At 38.5% G+C, this 21,683-nt stretch carries 15 protein-coding genes and 1 pseudogene; 1 reads left to right on the forward strand and 15 read right to left on the reverse strand.

From position 1 onward, the window contains the following. Positions 1 to 203, forward strand: a 203-nt coding sequence (locus AC3M61_RS06275) for a DDE-type integrase/transposase/recombinase (RefSeq protein ID WP_500780033.1), incomplete at its 5' end; no start/stop codon positions are given. Positions 204 to 400: 197 nt separating this feature from the next. Here AC3M61_RS06275 and AC3M61_RS06280 read toward each other — a convergent pair. The 15 genes and pseudogenes from AC3M61_RS06280 to rpoD form a co-directional block, all read right to left on the reverse strand. Further along, positions 401 to 1,513 carry a glycosyltransferase gene (locus AC3M61_RS06280; protein WP_500780034.1) on the reverse strand — a complete coding sequence of 371 codons (1,113 nt, stop codon included), beginning with the start codon at positions 1,511 to 1,513 and terminating at the stop codon, positions 401 to 403. 333 nt (positions 1,514 to 1,846) lie between these two features. Continuing rightward, positions 1,847 to 2,302, reverse strand: a pseudogene (locus AC3M61_RS06285) (glycosyltransferase); the annotation flags it as partial. Between the two features lie 407 nt (positions 2,303 to 2,709). Next, positions 2,710 to 3,990 (reverse strand): oligosaccharide repeat unit polymerase, encoded by a 1,281-nt coding sequence (gene wzy, locus AC3M61_RS06290; protein WP_500780035.1) that lies wholly within the window; start codon positions 3,988 to 3,990, stop codon positions 2,710 to 2,712. A 508-nt stretch (positions 3,991 to 4,498) separates the two neighbouring features. Further along, positions 4,499 to 4,675, reverse strand: coding sequence for a hypothetical protein (locus AC3M61_RS06295; RefSeq protein WP_500780036.1), 177 nt, complete (start codon positions 4,673 to 4,675; stop codon positions 4,499 to 4,501). 46 nt (positions 4,676 to 4,721) lie between these two features. Beyond that, positions 4,722 to 4,940, reverse strand: a complete 219-nt coding sequence (locus AC3M61_RS06300; RefSeq protein WP_500780037.1) for a hypothetical protein — start codon at positions 4,938 to 4,940, stop codon at positions 4,722 to 4,724. Positions 4,941 to 5,147: 207 nt separating this feature from the next. Continuing rightward, a complete protein-coding gene (locus AC3M61_RS06305) occupies positions 5,148 to 5,966 on the reverse strand; it encodes a GNAT family N-acetyltransferase (RefSeq protein WP_500780038.1) in 819 nt (272 codons plus the stop codon). A gap of 281 nt (positions 5,967 to 6,247) precedes the next feature. Next, on the reverse strand, positions 6,248 to 6,994 hold the full coding sequence (locus tag AC3M61_RS06310; RefSeq protein WP_500780039.1) for a DUF2334 domain-containing protein: 747 nt from the start codon (positions 6,992 to 6,994) through the stop codon (positions 6,248 to 6,250). A 377-nt stretch (positions 6,995 to 7,371) separates the two neighbouring features. Then, positions 7,372 to 8,538: a nucleotide sugar dehydrogenase gene (locus AC3M61_RS06315; protein WP_500780040.1), complete on the reverse strand. Its 1,167-nt coding sequence runs from the start codon at positions 8,536 to 8,538 to the stop codon at positions 7,372 to 7,374. Between the two features lie 23 nt (positions 8,539 to 8,561). Next, on the reverse strand, positions 8,562 to 9,575 hold the full coding sequence (locus tag AC3M61_RS06320; protein ID WP_500780041.1) for an NAD-dependent epimerase: 1,014 nt from the start codon (positions 9,573 to 9,575) through the stop codon (positions 8,562 to 8,564). Between the two features lie 76 nt (positions 9,576 to 9,651). Then, entirely contained in the window at positions 9,652 to 10,782 is a 1,131-nt protein-coding gene (locus AC3M61_RS06325) for a glycosyltransferase family 4 protein (RefSeq protein WP_500780077.1), read from the reverse strand. A 355-nt stretch (positions 10,783 to 11,137) separates the two neighbouring features. Next, on the reverse strand, positions 11,138 to 12,373 hold the full coding sequence (locus AC3M61_RS06330) for a sugar transferase (RefSeq protein WP_500780042.1): 1,236 nt from the start codon (positions 12,371 to 12,373) through the stop codon (positions 11,138 to 11,140). A gap of 140 nt (positions 12,374 to 12,513) precedes the next feature. Next, a complete protein-coding gene (locus AC3M61_RS06335; RefSeq protein WP_500780043.1) occupies positions 12,514 to 14,511 on the reverse strand; it encodes an exopolysaccharide transport family protein in 1,998 nt (665 codons plus the stop codon). 46 nt (positions 14,512 to 14,557) lie between these two features. After that, positions 14,558 to 17,779, reverse strand: coding sequence for a polysaccharide biosynthesis/export family protein (locus AC3M61_RS06340; RefSeq protein WP_500780044.1), 3,222 nt, complete (start codon positions 17,777 to 17,779; stop codon positions 14,558 to 14,560). Between the two features lie 87 nt (positions 17,780 to 17,866). Continuing rightward, positions 17,867 to 20,512, reverse strand: a complete 2,646-nt coding sequence (locus tag AC3M61_RS06345) for an ABC transporter permease (RefSeq protein WP_500780045.1) — start codon at positions 20,510 to 20,512, stop codon at positions 17,867 to 17,869. Between the two features lie 20 nt (positions 20,513 to 20,532). Beyond that, positions 20,533 to 21,648 (reverse strand): RNA polymerase sigma factor RpoD, encoded by a 1,116-nt coding sequence (gene rpoD, locus AC3M61_RS06350; RefSeq protein WP_500780046.1) that lies wholly within the window; start codon positions 21,646 to 21,648, stop codon positions 20,533 to 20,535. Between the last annotated feature and the right edge of the window lie 35 nt (positions 21,649 to 21,683).

Consider the following 21,683-nt stretch of genomic DNA (forward strand, 5'->3'; position numbering starts at 1 on the left):
TAGTATCGCTTGGTAAAAACATGTGTGAATCCAAATTCTCACTACTGAAAGACTTTTTCCGACTTAAGCGAGGTCTGAAGAAGTTGAAAAATCTTGATTTATATATTCATGGTTTTTGTGTAGTGAAGAATCTTTGGAAAACCAACAATAGCGATATTAACGCCATCATTTCTCAATTAGTTGCTTTCATCACTACGAGTTAACGCTGTTTTTTTCTAAAATTCCGGGTAGCGTGCATTTGAACGTTTTATAATCATCCATACATTGCTGTTGAAGTCTTTGACCCCACTTTCATTTTTATAGTTACCCTTTGCAAATATTGATCCCGTTAAAGACTACCCCACGTTGAATTACAGGAACTAAAAGCTGAACAGAAATACCTAAATGTAACAATTATTTATTAATGATTGAGCAAATTTCTGTAAATTTCAACATACCTCTTGGCAGTTTTCTTTATACTATATTCCATCACTGTTTGCATACACTTTTGCTGAATATTCCTGTATAGCTCCTCGTTTTCTAACAACATTTTTATTTTGTTAGCAAGGTCTTTGTCATCTCCCTTTTCGAAAATCGATCCAGTTCCTTGTATTAGCTCTCTTATACCTGGAACATTACTCCCAACAACAGGTTTACCAGCTGCCATACCTTCTAACAGGGATAAAGGAAGTCCTTCCCAATTTGAGGAAAGGACCACTACATCCACTGTTTTAATTATTCTTGGAATATCATCTCTAAATCCTAGAAAGTGCACCCTTTCTTCAAGTTGAAGATTAGCAGCAAGCTGCTGATTGATTCGTTTTAGAGGACCATCACCTATGAGTAACAAATGTACGTTGTTAGGAAGTCTTTTCATGGCTTTTATCAAGGTTGCCTGGTCCTTAGCTTCTGTGAACCTTCCTACCATGCATATAAGCTTGCTTTCTTCTGTTAGTCTGCCAACTAAATCTTGTTTACAGTACGGTTCCGCTGTCATGAATTTTTCTACATCGATTCCGTTCTGAATCACTATGAATTTATCGATCTCTTCCTGCTTTGGACGGATCCATTCAATCAGTCTTTCCTGAATTGGTAGACTTGCTGAGATTATCTTATCATAAGATAAGTATATAAACCTTTCTAAAGTCCTTAGGTATTTTTTTTTCCTTCTTCTGTTTGAGGTACTGTGCTCAGTCAGAACAAGTTTCGGTTTCTTTCCCTTAACCATTCTGGCAGCAATAGAAACCCAATAAAATGCAGGAAAAAGGTGTGCATGAACTATGTCGTACTCGTGTTCAAGTATTGCCTTTTTTAAGTAATGAATATTCTTCGGATTGTATATGTCCTTTGCTGGTAAAGTTTTGATGTTTACTCCTTTCTCTACAAGTGCTCTCTCAAATGCATTATTTTGGTTGCTTAAAATCAGGACATCAGCTCTGATATCTTCAAATCTGTTGATCTCTGGAACGAGCTGTTCTATTAATTTTTCTGCTCCACCAGCCTGAAGGCTATTGATAACGTGCAGAACTTTCAATCAATACCACCTCACAGCCATATTATAGCTAAAGTTCATTCTGTTTATGAGAACAACTGCCAACCAAGCCAGCCGATTTGTTTTTCACTATTTTCAGCGTCTTAAGATAACCGCTATTAAGTTTGAGTGTGGTCAATGCAGCAAGAGCTGAGATAAAGACGGCAAAAATCGAAACACTACAAAATTCGCTTGTTGATATTAAGCGTGAAATTATTGGAATAGATATTAAACGAACAAAAACCGAAACCAAGTACCTACTGAAAAAGAAATGTAAGTTTTCAAATATTTGTCAACATTCATTGAAAATCCTCTCTCTGAAAGATTGTTACATCGCTACATTAAAAGCTGGAGATATTCTTTGACAACGAATTCTATCCGAAACCTGTCGATTGCTTCCTTAGGAACGTAAAATCTATGTCCATCAATGATCCTTATTATCTTTTCCGCCATGGTCTTGTAATCTCTTTGACGAACAAGAAATCCGTACTTTCCATCCTCTAAAATCTCGCTTTGACCGCTTGGACAATCCGTCGCAACAATAGGAACGCCACATGCTAAGGCTTCAGCTACCACGTTCGCAAGTTCTTCGAAAATAGAGGACAAAACAAATACCGACGCATTTCGTATGTACTTGTACGGATTTTCGACAAACCCTGGCATGTCAACGTCATCTTCAAGATTCAGGCTTCTAATGAGTTTTTCGAGTCCCCCTCTTTCATTTCCTTCAGCAAGTATTGCCATCTTTGCTTTCCTATCCTTACGAACTATTGCAAGAGCTCGTATAATATAATAGAGTCTTTTCCTTTATAAGCGTTCCGACACTTAATATCACAGATTTCTTCCGTTCGTTTAACCAAGGGCGTCCAACCGATTCTTCAATAATATGCGGTGGCCGAGCTAAAAAGCACTTGCAACCAGCCCATTAAGCGTGATTGACACTCTATCTATCTAAAACTTCAAGGCGAGAGCTATATCTTCACAAGCACAACTTTTGGTTTTCAATCCCGACAAAATCAAGTTTCGTACGTACCAACGCTTCCTGAAAAGAGCTAGGACGATGAAGTGTATGTTCTAGACAATTATTCCAACCCCGAAGAGGCAATCTTCTATGTAATTCTCAAACAAACGTTTTTGCCAAAGTATTATACCGTCTCGCACAAGGTTTGCGCATTTAACTGTTTTAAAATGTAATACATTTACCGGAGATATTTGGAACGAGTCTCTATATAACCACTTTTAGTCCTACACAGAGCGTTGTAAATTAAAGCAATGACAACAAGGCTCGTTGTTCCTACAAACAGTGGTGTAAATGCCAGGGTTTCTCCAAGCTCGTGCACAAAGTACAAAAGGTGTGAAAAAATGAGAAAATTTAACTCTTTATTGCGGAATAGCTCTGTCAAGGCTTTTATGTAGAATAGAACTAGAAGAGTAAACATTGGGAAAAGCAATGCTTCAAGAAGACTTCTTTGAGCCAGCACACAAATGACTCCAAGAAAAGGAACACCAAATGCAGCACGTTCTATCACACCGTTTTCTGCTGGCAAGAAGCGAATTCCAACACTATACTTCCACATCAAGACTCCTAGGGTACCAAAAGCAAATATATTCTCAGGAAACACTTTTCTTGCCATAAATGAAGGTACCAGGGTCCGCAAAAATTTTAGGATGATGAAATTCTTTGGATAATCCTCATTTGCACTTTCTACAATGTATGGCAAATCCTCAATTAGAACAACCATATTTCCAAACATAGAGAGTCTCCCAACAAAAGCACTTGCTGCAACATCTAAGGAAACCGGTTTTACACTCCTAAGGTCTTCGGCTTTCCTAATGGCATGTTTAAGTGGTAGTAAATAGGAGTACAACATAATACCAACAAGAAAGAGTGCTATCAGTAAAAACCAAGCTATAGCGGTTAATCTTTTCTTTCTTAAGTATAATTCAAGTAAAAAAAGCGAAAGTAGTACACCTGTAAATCCCTCAAGGAACTTAACCAAAATGTAAAGCAGCAAATTCAATGTTCTCTGCCAATATATCTTTTCGCTGTCCTTACTAAGTATGTAGTAAGCAATGAACAAAATTTCAATGGGCATTAATGAAAGCAAGAAGCTAAAAGAAGAAGGAATATATTGACCCCCTTTTCCTTTTAATCCGGATAATAAAAGAATCATGTTTGCCAAAATTAGAGTAAGAACCAAGTAACCTAGGAACGAAAGAAACCCTTGAGTAACCCTGACATATGAGTGTACAAAGGTCACACGCTCCAAGCCACGGTAAAATCTGTAGAAAACGAGATACGTTATGCTGAAGATCAAAAAGAGGCAGAGGAGCTGGCCATCGCTTAATTGCGTCCTTCTTGGGAAAAAATCGCCTAGCAGTAATCTCGTAGTCATTGCGATAGTCAGCTGAATGGCATTAGCTGTTAAATAAAAGACAACGATAAAAAGCTCGACACGTATTCCTTTCTCCTTGTTCAATGTAACACCTCCGGCGAATAAAAATCCGCAAAGTCCGACTCTCTTTTGTTTTTTGTAGAACATGTTCTACCAAAGGTAAGTTCCTTTCAATCTACCTGAACCTCTAACTATTTTTGCTGACTATTTTAAATACTTTCGCTTCCCTGTCTTCTCCGCATTACTGTCGTGATTTGAGTCAAGTTTTTGCTTCAGAAGTTCTCTGGTAATTCAAAAGACAAAGTATTGAACTCATTACCAACGGTCTTGGTGCATATGAAAATATACAACTATTGTTCAAGAACATCAATCACTAACATTGCTTGGTAAAAACATATGGGAATCTAAACTCTCATTAATTAAACACTTCTTTCAGCTTAAGCAAGGTCTCAAGAAGTTGGCGAAAGTAACAGCTTCAGCATAGTTACAGAGCTTTGGAAAAATAACAGTGGAAATATCAATAAAGTCATTTCGCGATTTGCTACTTCCATCAACACAAGTTAACATTACCTAAAATTATCCTATAAATATTTCATTTAAAAAATAGACGAAGCTGGACAACTTGTTTTCCATTGGCTTGTAAGCTATTTTTAACTATGTTGTCTGTCTTCAACAACGATGGTTTGGTTGAGTTCTCAACCATTGTCAATCTGGAGTTTTTGTTCTGGCGTTCTTCACATGTAACTAAGGGGAGGTTCCTTATACTCAAAAGCAGTTCCCCCATCACCTCAGTATGACGAGCAGCAAAGACAGATTTACCTTTTGAACAATTTTCTGCCTTTTACGAAGACTCCGCTCTTATCATTGAGGAATCTACTGTTTGTTATCACATAACCTTCTTTCGTTGCTGTCTCAACGAGTTCATTCTTATTCTGCCCAGTCCTGTTCTTGTTAACAAATCTCCTCTTGTTTTGCTTAGAAAAACTAAAACCCAGGAAACCGAAGCGCACCGCATTGCTTTTAGACCTTTTCACACTCAGCTTTCTCTGCGTTTTTGATCTTTTCTTGAACCACAGAAACAGCTTATTATCTATGAGCTTAACCCATGAGCCTGGGGATAATCACCGGAACGTTTAGTGTCGCTGATTTCCTTCAATGTATAAAATTTCATAGGCATATAGTGTCTTCTCAAGTCCTAAAACTCGTCCATCTACTCGCCGTTCTATGAATAACAGATCGCATTATCTAATCTTAGCCAGCAGGCGAATCAATCCGGATTTTAATTTAGCTAACTGGATGGCGACCATCCCTACAACAGTTTTTCCTATAATAACATTATAGTAAGTGATTGGTTCTCCACCAAATCCCATTTTAAAATTATCAATGCCGTTAGGTTTATCTATACTACTAATTCCTCCCCAGTCTAACATTTCCAATCCCAATGCAATGAAATGTTCTATGTCAAAGTAGTGCAGTAGCTTATTTGCCCTGCCTACTAAGTCTGCATCAGCAACCCCCGACCTGAAATTACTAACCGAATAGAGTAGTCTTGCTCTTTTCTCGTCACAAACGTAAATATGCTGTGCAAGGTTTAAGGAATCTTTAAATACCTTTGTCAGTATAATGTTCCCGTTCCTGATATAACTCCAAAGAGCCGACCTGTTAAATGAAAGTCGTACTTGCTTACGTCTAATAAATTCGTTAAACTCTGTTTCAAATTGCGATACCAGGTAAGGTTTATCTTTCAAATCTTTCGAATTGTATACAACACATTCTAAATTTTCTTTTTTTGCCCTGTTTATCTCATATCTATAGTTTTTTCTGAAATGGCTGAAGATTTCTTCCATCGGGGTCTTCAAGTCGGTTTTCAGTGAATATTGCTCGACTACCATCAATGAGCCTTGAAGTTTGTTCAATGTCTGTAACTTATCAGCATGCAAATCAACACCGTGTAAGAACAGTATGTCTGCCCTGCTTTCACGTATCACGTTATCTATGTCGTCGCAGAACCATACTGAATTTATTCTTACTCCATTTTTTCTGTACACAACATTGACCATCTGTAGTTCACCTCTTGCTCATGGCTAAAGTTTTATCAAAGCCAGTTTCTAAACCTAAAGAATCTTTCAAGTCCTTCTAAAAACTTTCTAATGCACTATTCATCATTTGAATATTGGTATCATCTCTTCCTAAAGGTTGACCGCACCCCCAGTGAAAAGAGGACAAGCCTTCTAAAAATGAAGAAAATTGAAATCAGCTGACTTACGTACTATCTTACTTCTGGTAACAAATGAATTTTCTTAGATGCTTTGCCTTAGAATTTGCTCATATGTCGACTTCATCAAGTTTTGCGTGCCCTTAAGCTTTTCCTTGCTTTCACAAGTCCAAGATATGCCTTTTCAATTATCTTACCAAGCAGGTTTCTCCTTTTTATCCTCATTTTAGTAACGGTTTCGAAGTCTATTATCTTAGAATGGTGTTTTTCCAGGAAGAGCGAAAATTTTCTTAATTCTTCCTCTGTCATTACGTTTGGATGCAGACATATTGTCCAAACCCCGAAAGGCATCCAGCGGTATCTCCAAAGCTGCTGCGGAATCCAAATAAAGCCATGTTCGAAAAATGGATAAAAAGCGAAACCATCCGAGATGTAATTGATTCCAAGCTCTTGAAGCGCTCGTAGTGTGTTGTAATCAAAGCCATGTGCCGGAGCAATCCACAAATCTGTGTAGATACCGTTTTCTTCAAAAATACGTTTAGCTTCCTTAAGTTTACTATACTGAACGTCATACGGCAACCCTGAAAATTCTGAGTAGTCGTTAATAGGAATAACAGAATTAGATGATTTGTGCATTACGTGTTCATGACCATGCAAACCTATTTTCCAACCCTTGGCCACATATCTTTTTATTCTATTCCAAAAATCATTTTCAAACTCTTCAAACATTACAGTTTTATCTTTATTGTTTGGTATTACAGCAACAATAGGCTTGACTTGGTACTTATCAAGCAAATTCTCAATTTCGTCCCAATTTTCTCTTTTCATGTACGGATTGGCATCATCTAAGCGAATGATGTACCTTGCTTTCACTCTTTCACCACCTGATAAAGTCTTTGTAATACGGTTTTGTCCGGTTTGAAAGTTTAGCACTTGAAATCTTTGTTTAGCTCTATTGTTAAACTAAATGGAGCAAAAATATTAGAACTATTTTCTTACTTTTAGTGATGACCTCTAAAAGTATGTCTAAAATTTCGATTACCAATTTCCATGTTCTACGGGCGTCTAATGCGCTACCATCTATCAATTTTTCTATTATTTCAATCGCTATAGGGTCTCAAGGTCGGATAATTGTATAACTTTCTTTTTTACCTGGTATATGTGAAAATAATCAGTACGGACTTCTTTGCCAAAACACTAGCACTCGATGGTTAAGGAGTATAACTTGATATAGAACCTTCCCTGGCCTTCTAATCTTTCCCAAATAAATCCCGAGTATAAACCTTATTCCGAACTTCTTCGACTTCAGTAGTTAATCTATTTGCGATAATTAAATCACACGCTTGTTTAAACTCCTCCAGTTTCTTAACAACCTTTAGACCCATAAACTGGTCATCTTTTACTAAAGGTTCGTATATCAGTATTTCTACATCGTTGTTTTTAAGTGCATTAATTATATCAATTATTGCAGCCTGTCTAAAATTGTCAGTCCCAGCTTTTGCGGTTAATCTGTAAATTCCCACAACCCTCGGATTGTTCTTCATAACCATCTTTGCTATGTGTTTCTTCCTAAGTTCATTAGATTCTACTATAGCCTTGATGATAGCATTCGGTATTGTTTTGAAGTGCGAGAGTAGTTGTTTTGTGTCCTTGGGAAGACAATACCCACCGTATCCAAAAGAAGGATTGTTGTAAAAGTTACCAATTCTTGGATCAAGGCAAACACCTTCTATTATTTCCCTTGTATTAAGTCCGTTAACCTCAGCAAAGGTATCGAGTTCGTTGAAAAATGCTATTCTCATTGCAAGATATGCATTAGCAAAGAGTTTTATTGCCTCCGCTTCTGTAGAGCTCGTATAGACCACTGGGATATTCTTCTTTATAGCTCCTTGAATGAGTAAATTAGCAAACTCTTCCGCCCTTTTAGACCTTTCTCCTATTATTATCCTAGCTGGGTATAGATTATCGTACAGAGCTTTCCCTTCACGTAAGAACTCTGGTGAGAATATGATATTATTTGTTTGATACCTTTTCCTCAAATTTTCCGTAAATCCGATAGGCACCGTTGACTTTATTATTATCAACGCATCAGGATTTATCTTTAGCGCAATTTCCACAACTTCTTCCACAGAGCTTGTGTCAAAGTAATCTTTTTCCGGATCGTAATCCGTAGGAGTGGCAACTACAATATAGCTGGCTCCACTAAAGGCCTCATATGCGTCCCTGGTTGCTCTAAGATTTAGTTGTTTTGTCTTAAGATACTCCTCAATTTCTTTATCATTAATAGGTGAAATTCTTTGGTTGATTAGCTCAATCTTTCCATTCGAAACATCATAACCAACAACCTCGTTGTGTTGCGCCAACAAAACAGCTACAGATAGTCCCACATATCCTAAACCAGCTACTCCTATTTTCATTTTAACCTGACCTCCTGGATGTTTTAATCATTTTTGACATTGTAGTATTCTTTATACCACTTCACAAATTTTTCTAAGCCTTCTTCTAATGGAGTATTTGGACGAAAATCTATATCCCTTTCTAGGTCAGAGACATCAGCGTATGTCCTTAAGACATCCCCGGCCTGCATCTCAACGTATTCTTTTATAGCCTTCTTCCCTATTTTTTCTTCAAGAATTTCAACAAATCGCTCGAGACTCACAGGATTGCTGTTACCTATATTGTAAATCTTATACGGTGCAAAACTCGAACTTATGTCGCAGGTATACTCGTTCCATTCCGGGTTCGGCTTTGGAATTAGGTCAAGGAGCTTGTAAACAGCTTCGACAACATCGTCTATATAGGTAAAGTCTCTTTCCATCTTACCATAATTAAATAGCTTTATTGGTTTGCCCTCAATTATGTTCTTAGTAAAAGCGAAGTAAGCCATATCGGGTCGTCCCCATGGACCATACACTGTGAAGAATCGCAAGCCAGTTATTGGTATTCCATATATGTGACTATAGACATGCGCCAGAAGTTCATTTGATTTTTTGGTCGCAGCATAAAGGCTAACAGGATGGTCAACGTTGTCTTTCGCGGAGAAAGGCACCTTCTTGTTACCACCATAAACAGAACTCGAAGAGGCATAGATTAAATGCTTAACCGAGCTGTTCTTGCAAGCTTCAAGTATGTTTACAAAACCAACCAAATTCGAATCAACATAGGCATAGGGATTTTGAAGAGAATACCTTACACCTGCTTGAGCCGCAAGATTGATAACATACTCAGGTTTATAAATACCGAAAATTCGGTCTATTTCTGACTTATCCTTTAAATCTACCTTGTGAAACACGAAGTTAGAATACTTTTCCAAAATACTTAATCGCGAAAGCTTTAGGTTAGGATCATAGTAATCATTTATATTGTCGATTCCAACAACTTGGTAAGATTCATCAAGTAACTTTTTAGCAAGATGAAAGCCAATAAACCCTGCAACGCCTGTTATTAGTACCATTCTTTGAGTACTCCTCCTTCTATAATTAGGCTCATTCAACTTAATTCTTATAAAACTTGCGTGTGTGAAGTAACAGTTACAACCCCATTTCTTCTAAGAGCTTTTTATTTATCTTGTGCACGTCAAAACGTTCCTCAGCAATCTTTCTACTTTCAGTTCCCATTTTGACTATAAGTTCAGGTTGAAGTATGAATTTCTCCATTGCCGAAACTAATGCCTCCACGTTCCTTGGAGGAACTAGAAAACCGTTGATGCCATCAATAGCAGTTTCTCTACATCCTGGAGCATCCGTAGTTATTACTGGCCTTGCCATTGCCATTGCTTCCTGTGTACTTCGTGGTATTCCTTCGCGATAATAAGATGGTAAGACAAAAACGCTAGCTTGGGATATATATGGTCTAACATCATTTACTTGACCAACCCACTCGATTATCCCGCCTTTAACCCATCCCTCAACTTCTTCCTTGGAAATTGAATCCGGATTTGGATCTAGACCACCAACAAGGAGAAACCGAACGTCACGGTATTTACTTTTGAGGAGCCTCGCTGCTTCTACAAATTCGGGCACGCCCTTTTCCTTCAATAACCTTGCCACAAGGATAAATGTCACAGGTTGCAAGGGCGGTAAAGATACACTAAAATGTTCTAGGTCAACACCCGTTGCACCAACAAGTACAGCCTTATCGCTTTTGACAATCCCAGCGTTGACGAATTCTGAAAGGTCGTCCTTATTCTGAAAGAAAACCTTTGTTGCTCTTCTAAGCGCTAAACGATACAAAAATGTTGCAAAAACTCGTGCTATCTTTCTTTTAAGTTGGTCGTTCCCTTGTGATTCATTGAAAGCGTAACCAAGCCCAGTTATCAAAGCATAACGTTTAGGAATCCTAAGTATTGATGCTGCCAATGTCCCATAGATAACTGGTTTAATTGTATAGGAGAAAACAATATCTGGTTTGATTTTCCTTAGTAACTGCGTTAGCCTTAAAAAAACGGCTATATCATGAATTGGATTTAAACTCGCTCTCGATAGGTTGTAATCAACTGGGTAAGCACCGAGTTCTGTGATTCTCTTGCTCGTTGAAGCATCAAAATTCGATGCAAGTGCGAAAACCTCGAATCCGCAATTAACGAATTCTTTTATTAAAATTCCTCGGAAATTAACAAGCATTTTAGCGTCACTTCCTATGACTGCTATCTTTTTTCTCATATTCTGCAAAACTACTTTCCTCCCTCGTCTTATTCCACTGTAAGAATTTATTTACTCCTTTCTCCATTTAGTTTACTTCCGTACTGTTCTAATAACATCTTGGACAGCTTGTTTGTAGCATAGCGAATTTTCGAAAGTTTGAATTATGGACTCTTTGGTCAGTAAATTTGCTTAGTTTACGAAATAAAGGAAATAATGAATGGAACAAGAATAAAACCAGCAAGGGATTTCTATGCAAAGAAAGCTCCGCTTTCAAAACAACACCGTTTGGGTGCTATTTTACCAAATATCCTTGCACGTTGGTAATTCTGTCGCCAACGAGAATTATCTCACTACTATATAGAACGTTGCTTGCCTATTTTGCACCTTTTCGGAATATCAAGGTTTCAAATGTAAGCAATAGTATCTTAATGTCCATAAATATCGTCCTATTCTTCACATAATACAAATCATACTCCGTCTTTATCTTATATTCCTCCAACGTTGAAGAATGCTTGTAATTAATCTGTGCCCAACCGGTGAGGCCTGGTTTTACCAAGAGACGATAGGTATAATACGGTATGTGTGGTTTCATCATTTCGTGGTATTCAATCATCTCTGGTCTTGGACCAACAAGGCTCATTTTCCCTTTGAGAATAAGCCAAAATTGTATGGATTCATCTATCCTTGTCTTTCTTATGAACCTGCCTATCTTAAGAACTCTTTGTTCAATATCTTTGTTTGGGTTTGTTGGATCTATCTGCGCATCTCTTAGCGAACGTAGTTTGAGCATTTCGAATATCTTTTCGTTCTTACCTACTCTCGGTTGTCTGAACAAAACTGGCGGACCATCTTCTATCAAAATCCAAACCGCCGAAATCAATATTACTGGCGAATACACAACCAGCCCAATTATTGAAAAGAATATATCCATTATTCTTTTTGCTGGGGATTCTTGGATGTTGTCAAAGTAGACTTTGTAGTATTCTTCGAATTTTTGCATTACTTCTAACGCTATTCTTTTGAGTACTTTTTCTGCTAAGTTTGGCAAATACTCAACTTTGTGGGTTTGTTTTATCTGTTCAAGTTCTTCTTGTATATTTCCCTCCAGCGTTGGGTCTGCGATGAGGATGTTGTCAAATTGCTTTACTTTTTCTTTGAATACCACAGGTGATGGGTTGATGTAGTCAACGAATCGGTATCTTCCTTTGGATTTTTCCTCGATTTCTTTGAGTATGTTGCCAATTTCATCTTTTCGTCCTACAACAAGGTAGCGTACTGGTTTTATCGTTTTAGCTTTAATTTTTTCTGTTAGTAAATTTAAAAGCGATAGCACGGGGGTAAATAGTATCAATAGCCATGCAAGTTGGATAGTGAAAAAAGGTATATCAAAGATTTTGCAAATTGCAAATAAGAATAATGCTCCAATGATTGTGCCTATCGTCCCACGTGTCAGTGATTCGTTTATATCGTCTGAGTATTCGTAAAATCTAAATGCATAGAGCGCACTGAGGATAACGATTGGATAAATCAAAGAAAAGTACACGTTTTGTGAAAGTAATACACCACCGAGTAGTAAAAGAAGATAGTTTGTTATCAGCTTTGAGCCCAAAGAAGGTCACCCCCCCAGTTTCATAGTAAATTAATCGATTCCATAAATTTAGACCTTTGCAATGTCAAATTCGTTTAATATTTTACCATACAAGAATTTTCTTTATTTTTCTTTAGTGTTTCTTCTCAGTTACTATTTTTTCACAAAGACGCACTGTGTGTTTTTTGCAATAAGCCACTCAATACTTCCGCTTTTGTTGAAATTCCTTTTTTGGTTATTAGCAGGTTTTTATCCGACATGCTTGATACATACCGTGCTTCAGCGGAAGTTACGTGCTTTGTTATTATAATTACTGTATCAATTTTTTCTTTAAGTGCGTTTAATTTTTCTTTTATCTTTTCGTTTAATGTGATGTATGGACTGTCTTCTTCGTTTTTGCTAATAATTGAGAGGTTCTCTTTGTAAGTTTTTAATTCTTTATCAGCAATAAAGCTTGAGATGTTTGGTATGTTTTCGTTTCCGATAAGCTTGGTTATATGACCTTCGAGGTCTATAACCAATGTGCGTTTTCCTAAAGCAGATGAGAGCTTTCCTATTTCCAGAGCTATTTTGTGTTTTTCATCCACATTTCCTGCGGATGTGATGTGGACTATTTTGTTGGTGTTTTCATTGCTTTCTCCATATATGTGCACAAGGGTATTTTTAAATGCATCTGTGTTTTTCTCACTTTCGATTGGTAGGTCAAAGATTACAGGCATTTGGCCTGTTAGTGTGATAAGCTGATTTTCGTCGAGTATTCTCGAATCACTTGCTTCTCGCAGGAAGGCAGCAAGTATGCCAAGAAAGATACCGAGAACACCACCAATCGCAAGTGTGAGTTTTTTGTTTGGCTTTGCTGGTTTTTCTGGAATGTATGGTTCATCGATGACAACAGGGACGTTGAAGTTCATTCCAGCAGTTGAAAGGCGTAGCTCTTCTTCTTTTGCTTTAAGAGCAGTGTAAATCTGCTGCTTGATACCATATTCTCTTTGTAGAGTAACATACTCACGCTGGATATCAGGAAGCTTTTTTAGTTTATCGTCAAGTTCTTCCTTGACCTTTTGTAAACCTTTTAAAGACGCATTTAACGCCTCTTTTTGCGTCATGAGGCGACTAAGCGATGAATGGAGTTCAGATAATATGGGATCCTGAGTTTCTATTTTTGTTGAGAGAATTTTTGAAATCTCTTCTTCTATCATTCCCTTTATAGTAGCGATTTGTGTATTAATCTCCTTTATTGGTTCGGACTCCTCAGTATACTTTAACAACAACGAATTTTTTTGCACTTCGAGCTCTATAAGCTTGTTTCGAAGCATAGATAATTTCGCGCTATTGACTTGATAGTCTTCTTTTTTTGCCATACCTTTTACTTCTGATATCCTTGCATTAAGCAATTGTATCTGAACATCAATTGTTTGAATGTCAAGTGTTGACTGAGTTATTCTGCCATTTATTTCGTTGTAACTTTTAACTAGATAGTCAATCTCAGCTGATGGTGAAATTGATTTTGTTTTTTGAAAATCACGAATTTTTGTTTCAATTTCCATCAATTCTTTCTCCGCAATTGGTAATTGCTGCTTAACAAAATCATACAGATACGAATTTTCATCTTTGTTGAGCTCTTTGGCAACTTCGATGTAGTTTTTTATAACGGATTGTGCGATTTTGTAAGCAAGTTCTTTGTCGTCAAGGGCGACTGTAAGGCTGATAAGTGATGTGTTCTTTTTAGATGTTGCGGTTACTATGTCTTTGTAGAGCATATTGATAACTTGGTTTTCGGTTAATTCAACTTTTTCGGGATTTTTTGCCTTGCTTTTGAAGTAATCAAGTAAGTTTAGTTCTTCCACAACGTTACCAAGAACTTTTCTACTTTTCATTATCTCTATCTGTTCATCAACAGCTGGAGAGGTTGTAGAACCTCCCAGTACGAGTGCTGCCGCACCAGAAAGGCTCATTCCTGATGAAGTTTTTGGAATTTTTATCGTTGCCGTTATTTCGTATGTAGGTGTTGCGATGAAAAACAAGTAGATAAGAGTTAGTGCAACAGTGATAGCAAATGTTGTGATTAAAAGCCATTTTCGTCTTTTGAGTATTTGGATTATGTCACTGAGAGTTATTTCATCACTAATGACATCTTGTTGCAGTTCTCTCGCTTCCATATTAGCTTTCCTCCTTTGTCCGTTTACAAATCGCATGTTTCTTTCATTACTTGCTACCGCCGAACAAATTAGTTGTATATGTGTAGAATCCTAACAAGCTCGTAATAACAGGCAACCAATCAAGAGCGCTTCTCCAAGGATCAGATGGTACAAATATGATATCCCCAGTCTCGACAACAGGGTTATACTTGATTACTCCTCCAGAAACCGCAGCTGATAGGTCCACACGTATTGGGTTGCCTTCAACTCCGCCTTTGTAAAGCCACACGCTCGATGGTGCCGCTTTTTGAGTAAATGAACCTGCTTGGAGTACCGCTTGCAACACAGTCGTTCCTTCAGTAAGACTAATGATACCAGGCTGGTTAACTTCACCAAACACAAGAGCGTAGTTTTGAAGAACATCCATTACTCTGATTATGTCACCCGGATATACATTGTATCCTCTTGCTTGCGCAAGGTCTTTGAGTTCAAGTGTTTGTTTTTCCGTTCCACGGGTGAGTTCGATTTTTCTGTAATTTTTGTCGATTCCTACCTTTGTGAGTATTTCGTAAAGGGTTGTTGGTTTGTCTGTGTATATCATATCTGGTCTTCCGTCTTGGCGGATGATGTAGACGTAGTTTTCTTTATCTACATCGAAGAGAATGATACTGTTGCTCGTAAGTTTGAAGTTTGTATATTCATCCCATTTGATGCTTTCGACTTTATCGCCACTAACGATTGTTAGGTTTCTGCTAACGCCTTCTTTAATTCCGCCCAGTTTGCCGATAAGCGTTCTAAGGTCGAATTCTTCACCTTGTGTGAATTTGAACAGTCCGTTTGGAACGCCTTTGCCAAAGACATAGACTTGGTTCGGGTCTTTCTGGGTTACGTAAACGAAATCACCATCTTTAAGTTCTGCGTTTTCTATGCCTTTGAAGATATTCTCCGCATCGAACTGCCCTACTAATTTCCCTTCACGTATTATGAGCACTTTGTCAGATGCATAGTAATTCTCTGGACCAACTATGAGTCCGCCGAGTTTGGCAAAGAGGGTTTTCAAATCAGGTGTTTCGTAGTAATCAAATTCTACTCTACCAGTGTTTTTGATATATCCCATCGCCGTTACAAAGACTGGCTTTTTGAGTTGAACTTTGAGTATTGAGCCTTTTGGTATTGAGATATCGGTTGTGAAGTTCACATTTGTTCCATCAAGGGTTATGCTTTCGATTCGTCTAAAGTCACTCAAACCGACTTTGGCAAGGATTCTTTGGATTGTTATTGGTTCGTTAAGTTCGAACGAGACATATGAAGAGACATCGCCGATAAGATAGACTGCGTTGACGTCTGCTTGTTTGAAGACGATTGTATCATTTTTTTCGATTACTGAGTCTTTTAATCCGTAGAGTAAGTCGTTCGGTGAATAGACTGTTTCTTTGCCATCGCGAACAAGTGCAACCTGTTCGATGTTTTCAGGTGTGCTAACAAGCTTCTTGAAGACATAGCTAAGAGTTTTTGGCTCGTAGTAAGCCAACTGGACAACACCGGGCATGCCAGAGCCTGTTACGTAAACCATGAATGGTTCGTAAGCGATGAGCACGGTATCACCAAGTGAAAGTGGAGCATCTACATTAGAGTAGACGATGTCTTTAAGAGAAAGAATTGTTGTGTTGTTTATAATTACCCTTCCTTCGTTTTCTACATCTGGTGATGTGAGTCCGATTTTGTTTATTAGTGTTTTGAGAGTCTTTGGTTCTTGTGGCTCAAATATAATCTTGCCTTTTGTGTTTGCATATCCTTGAACGTAAACATAAAATTCCGCATACCTTCTTATTTCTACCTTATCTCCATTGTTTAATGTATAGCCTGCAGCTTTTGATATGTCTGCTGGTTGTCCGTTTATCGTTATCGATTCTATCCATTTTTGTTCGCTTACTGGTATTCCGCCAAGTTTTGTCAACAATCCTTCGAGCGTTCTTGGTTCATCTGGTTCGAATGATACTACGCCTGGTTTGTAATCGCCTGTTACGTAGACTTTGAATTCTGGGTATTTCTTGATTTCGACACTGTCGTTGTTACTAAGTGTATAGCTATCTATCAGTGCTAAGTCTACCGCCTTGTCATTTACCTTTATACTCTCAATCCACTTGAGTTGGTCTGTCTTTAAGCCTCCTATTTTTGTGAGCAAGGTTTTGAGTGTCTTTGGTTCACTTGGTTCAAAGACAATTACACCGGTTGAGAAATCTCCAGTTAGGTATACCTTGAACTCTGGATGCTTAACAACGTTCACAATAGCCCCCGTGGGCAACAAGAGACTTTCAGATGATTTAAGTATATCTGGTTTGTATTCTTGAGTTTTCCCATCAGGTGTTGTTATTGTGATTTTTTCTATCCACTTTTCGTTATCTGGAGAGATGCCACCAGATTTTGCAAGTGCATATGCAAGGGTTAGAGGTTCTGTGGAAAGGAAAGTTTTTGGACCAGGAGAAGGCACAAAGCCAACAACGTAGATAAATCGTTCTTCGCGCTTTGGGATGTATAGTGATGAACCAGATAAGATTGGGTAATCGATTTTTCCACTAATAATATCTTCAAGGTTTACAACTATTGTTTTTCCCAAAATTGTGAGGTATGAACTTTCAAGAACTGCTTTTTCTTTATCAAGCGTTCCAAGGCGTAAAAGCAATGTTTTTAATGTCATACCAGGTTCGTATCTGCCAAGGTAAGTGTAAGCACCGCTGACTTGGATTGTTTGGCTATATTTCAACGCAGGGAAGTAAATTACATCACCTTCTTGGAGCTTTGGGTCGTTTGTGATAGTCCCATCGTAAAAATACGAAAGCATATCCAGTGTTTGCGTTTTGCCTGAACGTCTAAGTTGGATGTTTTCAAAGTCTATCTCATTCGACAAAGATAGCCCTAAGAGTGAGAATAGCTGGGTTAGTGTGACTTCCTTGTAGCTGGAGATATCGAATGTGCGGTTGATAGCTCCTTGGAGGTATACATACATAGGTCCGTAGTCGATAACGTAAACGGTAACAACGGGGTCTTTTATAAACCTGCGCACTGTTTGTTCGATTATCGATTTGATTTGGTCTGTAGTGAGACCGGCAACTTTCACGTTTCCGGCGTATGGATAAGGAATCGTTCCGTCAAAAGCTACCTTAGCCGTTCTACTAAACTGCGGTTGACCAAAAACTTCGATAGCGATAGTATCTCCTACACGAACGGTGTAGGCAAAAATGGTGGTTAGCATAAGCAATAAGATAGCACCGATGATGAGTCTTTTCATGCCTTGTATACACCCCTTTTTATGTTTAATTTTCTAAATTATTGTACCATATTATTGTACCATGTCCAAACAAACTTCCAAAAAATCTTAGTCAAACACCCTCAACGCTTCCGATGGTGGAATCTTCTGCGATACGCTCGCAGGGAGGGACACAAAAATTATTGTAATACCAAAAACTCCAGCTAATGTTACAAATACTTTCCAGAAAGGTATCACCACCTTGAATGAACTGAGCAAAGGTTGGACAAAGGCAACGAGGTCTTTGATAACGAATACACTTGCGACTATTGCAACAATAGTTGCAATGAATACTATAGCCAGTGCTTCGTAAATGAACATTCGATAGACTACTTTGCTATCCGCCCCTATTGCTCTGAGCATACCGATTTCTTTCTTACGCGCATAAACGTTTCTGAATGTGATTATCGCCAATCCGGCAAAACCTGCAATAAACCCGAGTTGGAAAAGTTGTAAAGATAAATCAACAAGGCTGTTTATTGAAGCGTATATTTTTTCGATTTCACCGGTTATATAAAACGCGCCATCGAGTTTTCTTGCGACAAATTCTTGAGCTTCAAGTGCTTTTTGTGGGTCTCTGATAACACCTGCATAACCACTGATGGCACCGAAGAATTTTTTGTTTCTCCAAATGAGAACGCCATCCATGGGCAACAAAGTCTCTTGAGGGTCGTAGACATCTTTTACATAAAATGTTTCAACGATTTTTGGTGAAATGCCAGGCAAAACACCTTTCAAAACCATCGTGACTTCTATACCTGGGGTTTTTAGAACCTTGTTTGATAGATACAATGTTTTGTCTGGCACTTTTGTCCAGTCTTGTTTTTTGATTTCTTTCATGAGTTTTTCGTTTGGGAGTTTCAAGTGTTTGAATATGCGTTCATCTGAGACGATGATTGTGTATTTTTTCTTGTCTTCAAGGAACGATGCTTGGACAAGCTGAATTGGAACAAGTGTCTCGAATTTGGAGACGAACTCTTCATCGTTGAGGTATTTGTAAGAACCGAAGAATGTTTTAATGGGGTTTTCAACGATGATGAAATTGTATCCAAATGCGCCCTCTTCTTTCCTTTCGTTTATATATTCAGAAATGCTCGTTGGAACAATTGCACTTACAAGGATTAAAATAAGGGTGACGGCGTATATTACAAACATTGCGAAATTGCGCATTTTGTGTTTGTCTATGTAAGATAACGCCAAAACAACGGACACGTTTTTGAAGCGTTCGAAAAATGCTTTGGCATATGGGATGAAAGCAAAGATAGAGTATATGCTACCGATAAGCACAAAGCCTGAGCGGATAAGTAAATCTTTCGCTCCACCGGAACCTACAACGGGGTAGACCGAAGCAAGGATGGAAAGTCCGTATACGAATGTTACTAAGGAATTGCGGTAAAAAAGAGGAACGATGGAGAGTAATCCCAAAAGTGCGTAAACATACGATGTGCGCAAAAGGACGAGGAAAAGGAGAATTCCTACAACTGATATGAAAACTTTCTTCACTTTCCCTTTCTTTTTCCTTTTTTCAACGGGTCTATCACCGTATAGTTCGGATGGGGAGATTTGGGAAAATTCCATGCTACGGTAGATGAGGATTATAACCGGGACAATCATGGCGATGAGGATACCTAGGACGATGGTTGAGAATGATATGCTGAAAGGTATTCTATCCTGGACAAATGCAAAGAGCTGGTCTTCTCTTCTGAATGAATTGATTTTGTCAAGTAGGTATTTGCCAAAGAATACCCCAGCAACTGCACCAACGATTTCTGAAGATATCAGGTAAAGCAACCCTTCAACAAATAGAACTGAGAACATGCGAAGGCTTGTGTAACCCAACGCCCTTAGCACACCAAGTGAGCGTTTGCGCTCTTCTACGATGATGCCAAAGAACGAGGAGACGAAAAGAAAGCTTGAGATAACTGTGAACCCAGAAAATCCGATGAACAAATATCCGATGATTTTATTCAACGGGGAATTTGATAGCCTGTATTTGCCAGCGGTAACGCGGATTGAGCCTTCTTTCTCTTCCAATTCTTTAGCAAATGTTTCGTGTTGTTCGACAGGCAAATTCGTAGAGACAAAATAGACATTCGGGTCCTTCAATGGGTAAACGCTGTACTCTTCAAAATAACTTTCTGGCAAAAAGATAGTCCCATTTGCCGAGGCAGTTTCGCCCCTGAAGTTGAGTATACCTTTGCCGAAGGCCCCAATTTTGATGTTAAAGGATGTTTTTGCTGTGATTATCTCTATCTCATCTCCGATGTTAATTCCAAATGCTTTTGCAGTATCTTCGCTAATGGTGAACGGTTGAACCTTCTGCCCAAGAAATTTTTCAAAGTCCTTGTTAATTGCTATCGCAAATAAGTCGACGTACTTTCCTTTTATTTTGGCAGTTACTTGGGCGAGTTTGACAGGGACGTATTTTTTTACTTGGGGGTATTGCTTAAGCAACGACTCGACAGATTCTGCGTTAACAGCCTTTGGAAGGAATATCGTGTCTGCCTTATCTTTGATTATTAAATCAACTTCGCCGAAGTTTTTCGTAACTTTTTCTTGCAGATAAGCGGAAACGGAATCGTTAAGGGAAAGGCCACCAACAAGGAGCATGGTGGCCACCATTGTGCCAAGGATTGCAAGTAAACCGACTTTCCAGTGTTTGATGAAGTTTCTGAGGGAGATTTTTACTATTGTGTCGTAGATTTGTCGTAGCATAGTCTCAATCCTTAATCTTTTTAATCTTCTTCGGCGAGTTTCTGGAGTAATCTTAAGTATCTGCTACGTGATGGATGTCTGAGTTTTCTCAGTGCTTTGACTTCTATTTGTCTTATCCTCTCACGGGTGACACCGAAGTACTGACCGACTTCTTCGAGTGTCTTGGGTTTTCCATCGAGTATACCGTATCTCATCTTTAAGACCATCTTCTCTCTGTCGTTGAGTGTTTCCAATAATTTATCGATTTCTTCTTTCATGAGTGTTCTTATCGCTTCTTTTTTAGGCGAGCCAACGGATTCGTCGGCGACGAAATCGGCCATTGAAGAGTCCTCTTCTTCACCTACAGGTGTTTCCAAAGAGAGTGTCTCGGGTGTTGCCTGCAAGATTTCTTCTATTTTTTCAACCGGTTTCCCGACTTGTTCGGCGATGTATTCCAATGGTGGTTCTTCGCCGTGCTCTTGCATGTATTCTCTTTTGATTTTTTGTATCTTGTTTATTGTTTCAACCATGTGAACAGGCACCCTGATAGTTCTTGCTTGGTCTGCTATCGCCCTTGTTATCGCCTGTCTAATCCACCAGGTTGCGTATGTGGAGAACTTGTAACCCTTTGACCAGTCGAATTTTTCAACGGCTTTTATCAATCCCAAGCTACCTTCTTGGATAAGGTCGAGGAAAGAAAGCCCCTTACCCAGATATCTTTTAGCCATGCTGACAACGAGCCTAAGGTTCGAGATAATTAGTTCTTCTTTTGCTTTCTTGTCACCCATCTGGGCTCTCTGAGCGAGCCTGCGTTCTTCCGATGGCGTAAGCAATCTGATTTTTCCAATATCGCGCAGGTACATTTTGATTAAATCTTTGGGTTCTGTGCTGTCGAATATTTCAGGACCTTCGCTTAAGTAACTTTTCAACTCTTCTTCCATGTTGGCAAAATCGGTTGTATCTCTAATCTCTATTTTGTTCTTTTCAAGTGTTTCGTAGACAAGATCCAAATTTCCATCGACTTCCTCACTTTCCCCTGGTGGGAATGTGCGGTCGATATCGTCGTATGTGATGTATCCTTTCCTTTTGCCGAGTTCGATGAGTTTCTCGAGCTTTTTCTGTAGTTCTGTGTTTTCTTTTACCGCTGTCTTTGACATACAAAAAGCACCTCCTCACTATTTTGAGGAACTTT

This window comes from Fervidobacterium sp., assembly GCF_059913585.1.

Excerpts from the sequence above, each read along its gene's own strand:
- AC3M61_RS06305 (WP_500780038.1), bottom strand. The coding sequence starts at position 5,966 with ATGGTCAATGTTGTGTACAGAAAAAATGGAGTAAGAATAAATTCAGTA.
- AC3M61_RS06315 (WP_500780040.1), bottom strand. The coding sequence starts at position 8,538 with ATGAAAATAGGAGTAGCTGGTTTAGGATATGTGGGACTATCTGTAGCT.
- AC3M61_RS06320 (WP_500780041.1), bottom strand. The coding sequence starts at position 9,575 with ATGGTACTAATAACAGGCGTTGCAGGGTTTATTGGCTTTCATCTTGCT.
- AC3M61_RS06325 (WP_500780077.1), bottom strand. The coding sequence starts at position 10,782 with ATGAGAAAAAAGATAGCAGTCATAGGAAGTGACGCTAAAATGCTTGTT.
- AC3M61_RS06335 (WP_500780043.1), bottom strand. The coding sequence starts at position 14,511 with ATGGAAGCGAGAGAACTGCAACAAGATGTCATTAGTGATGAAATAACT.
- AC3M61_RS06340 (WP_500780044.1), bottom strand. The coding sequence starts at position 17,779 with ATGAAAAGACTCATCATCGGTGCTATCTTATTGCTTATGCTAACCACC.
- AC3M61_RS06345 (WP_500780045.1), bottom strand. The coding sequence starts at position 20,512 with ATGCTACGACAAATCTACGACACAATAGTAAAAATCTCCCTCAGAAAC.
- rpoD (WP_500780046.1), bottom strand. The coding sequence starts at position 21,648 with ATGTCAAAGACAGCGGTAAAAGAAAACACAGAACTACAGAAAAAGCTC.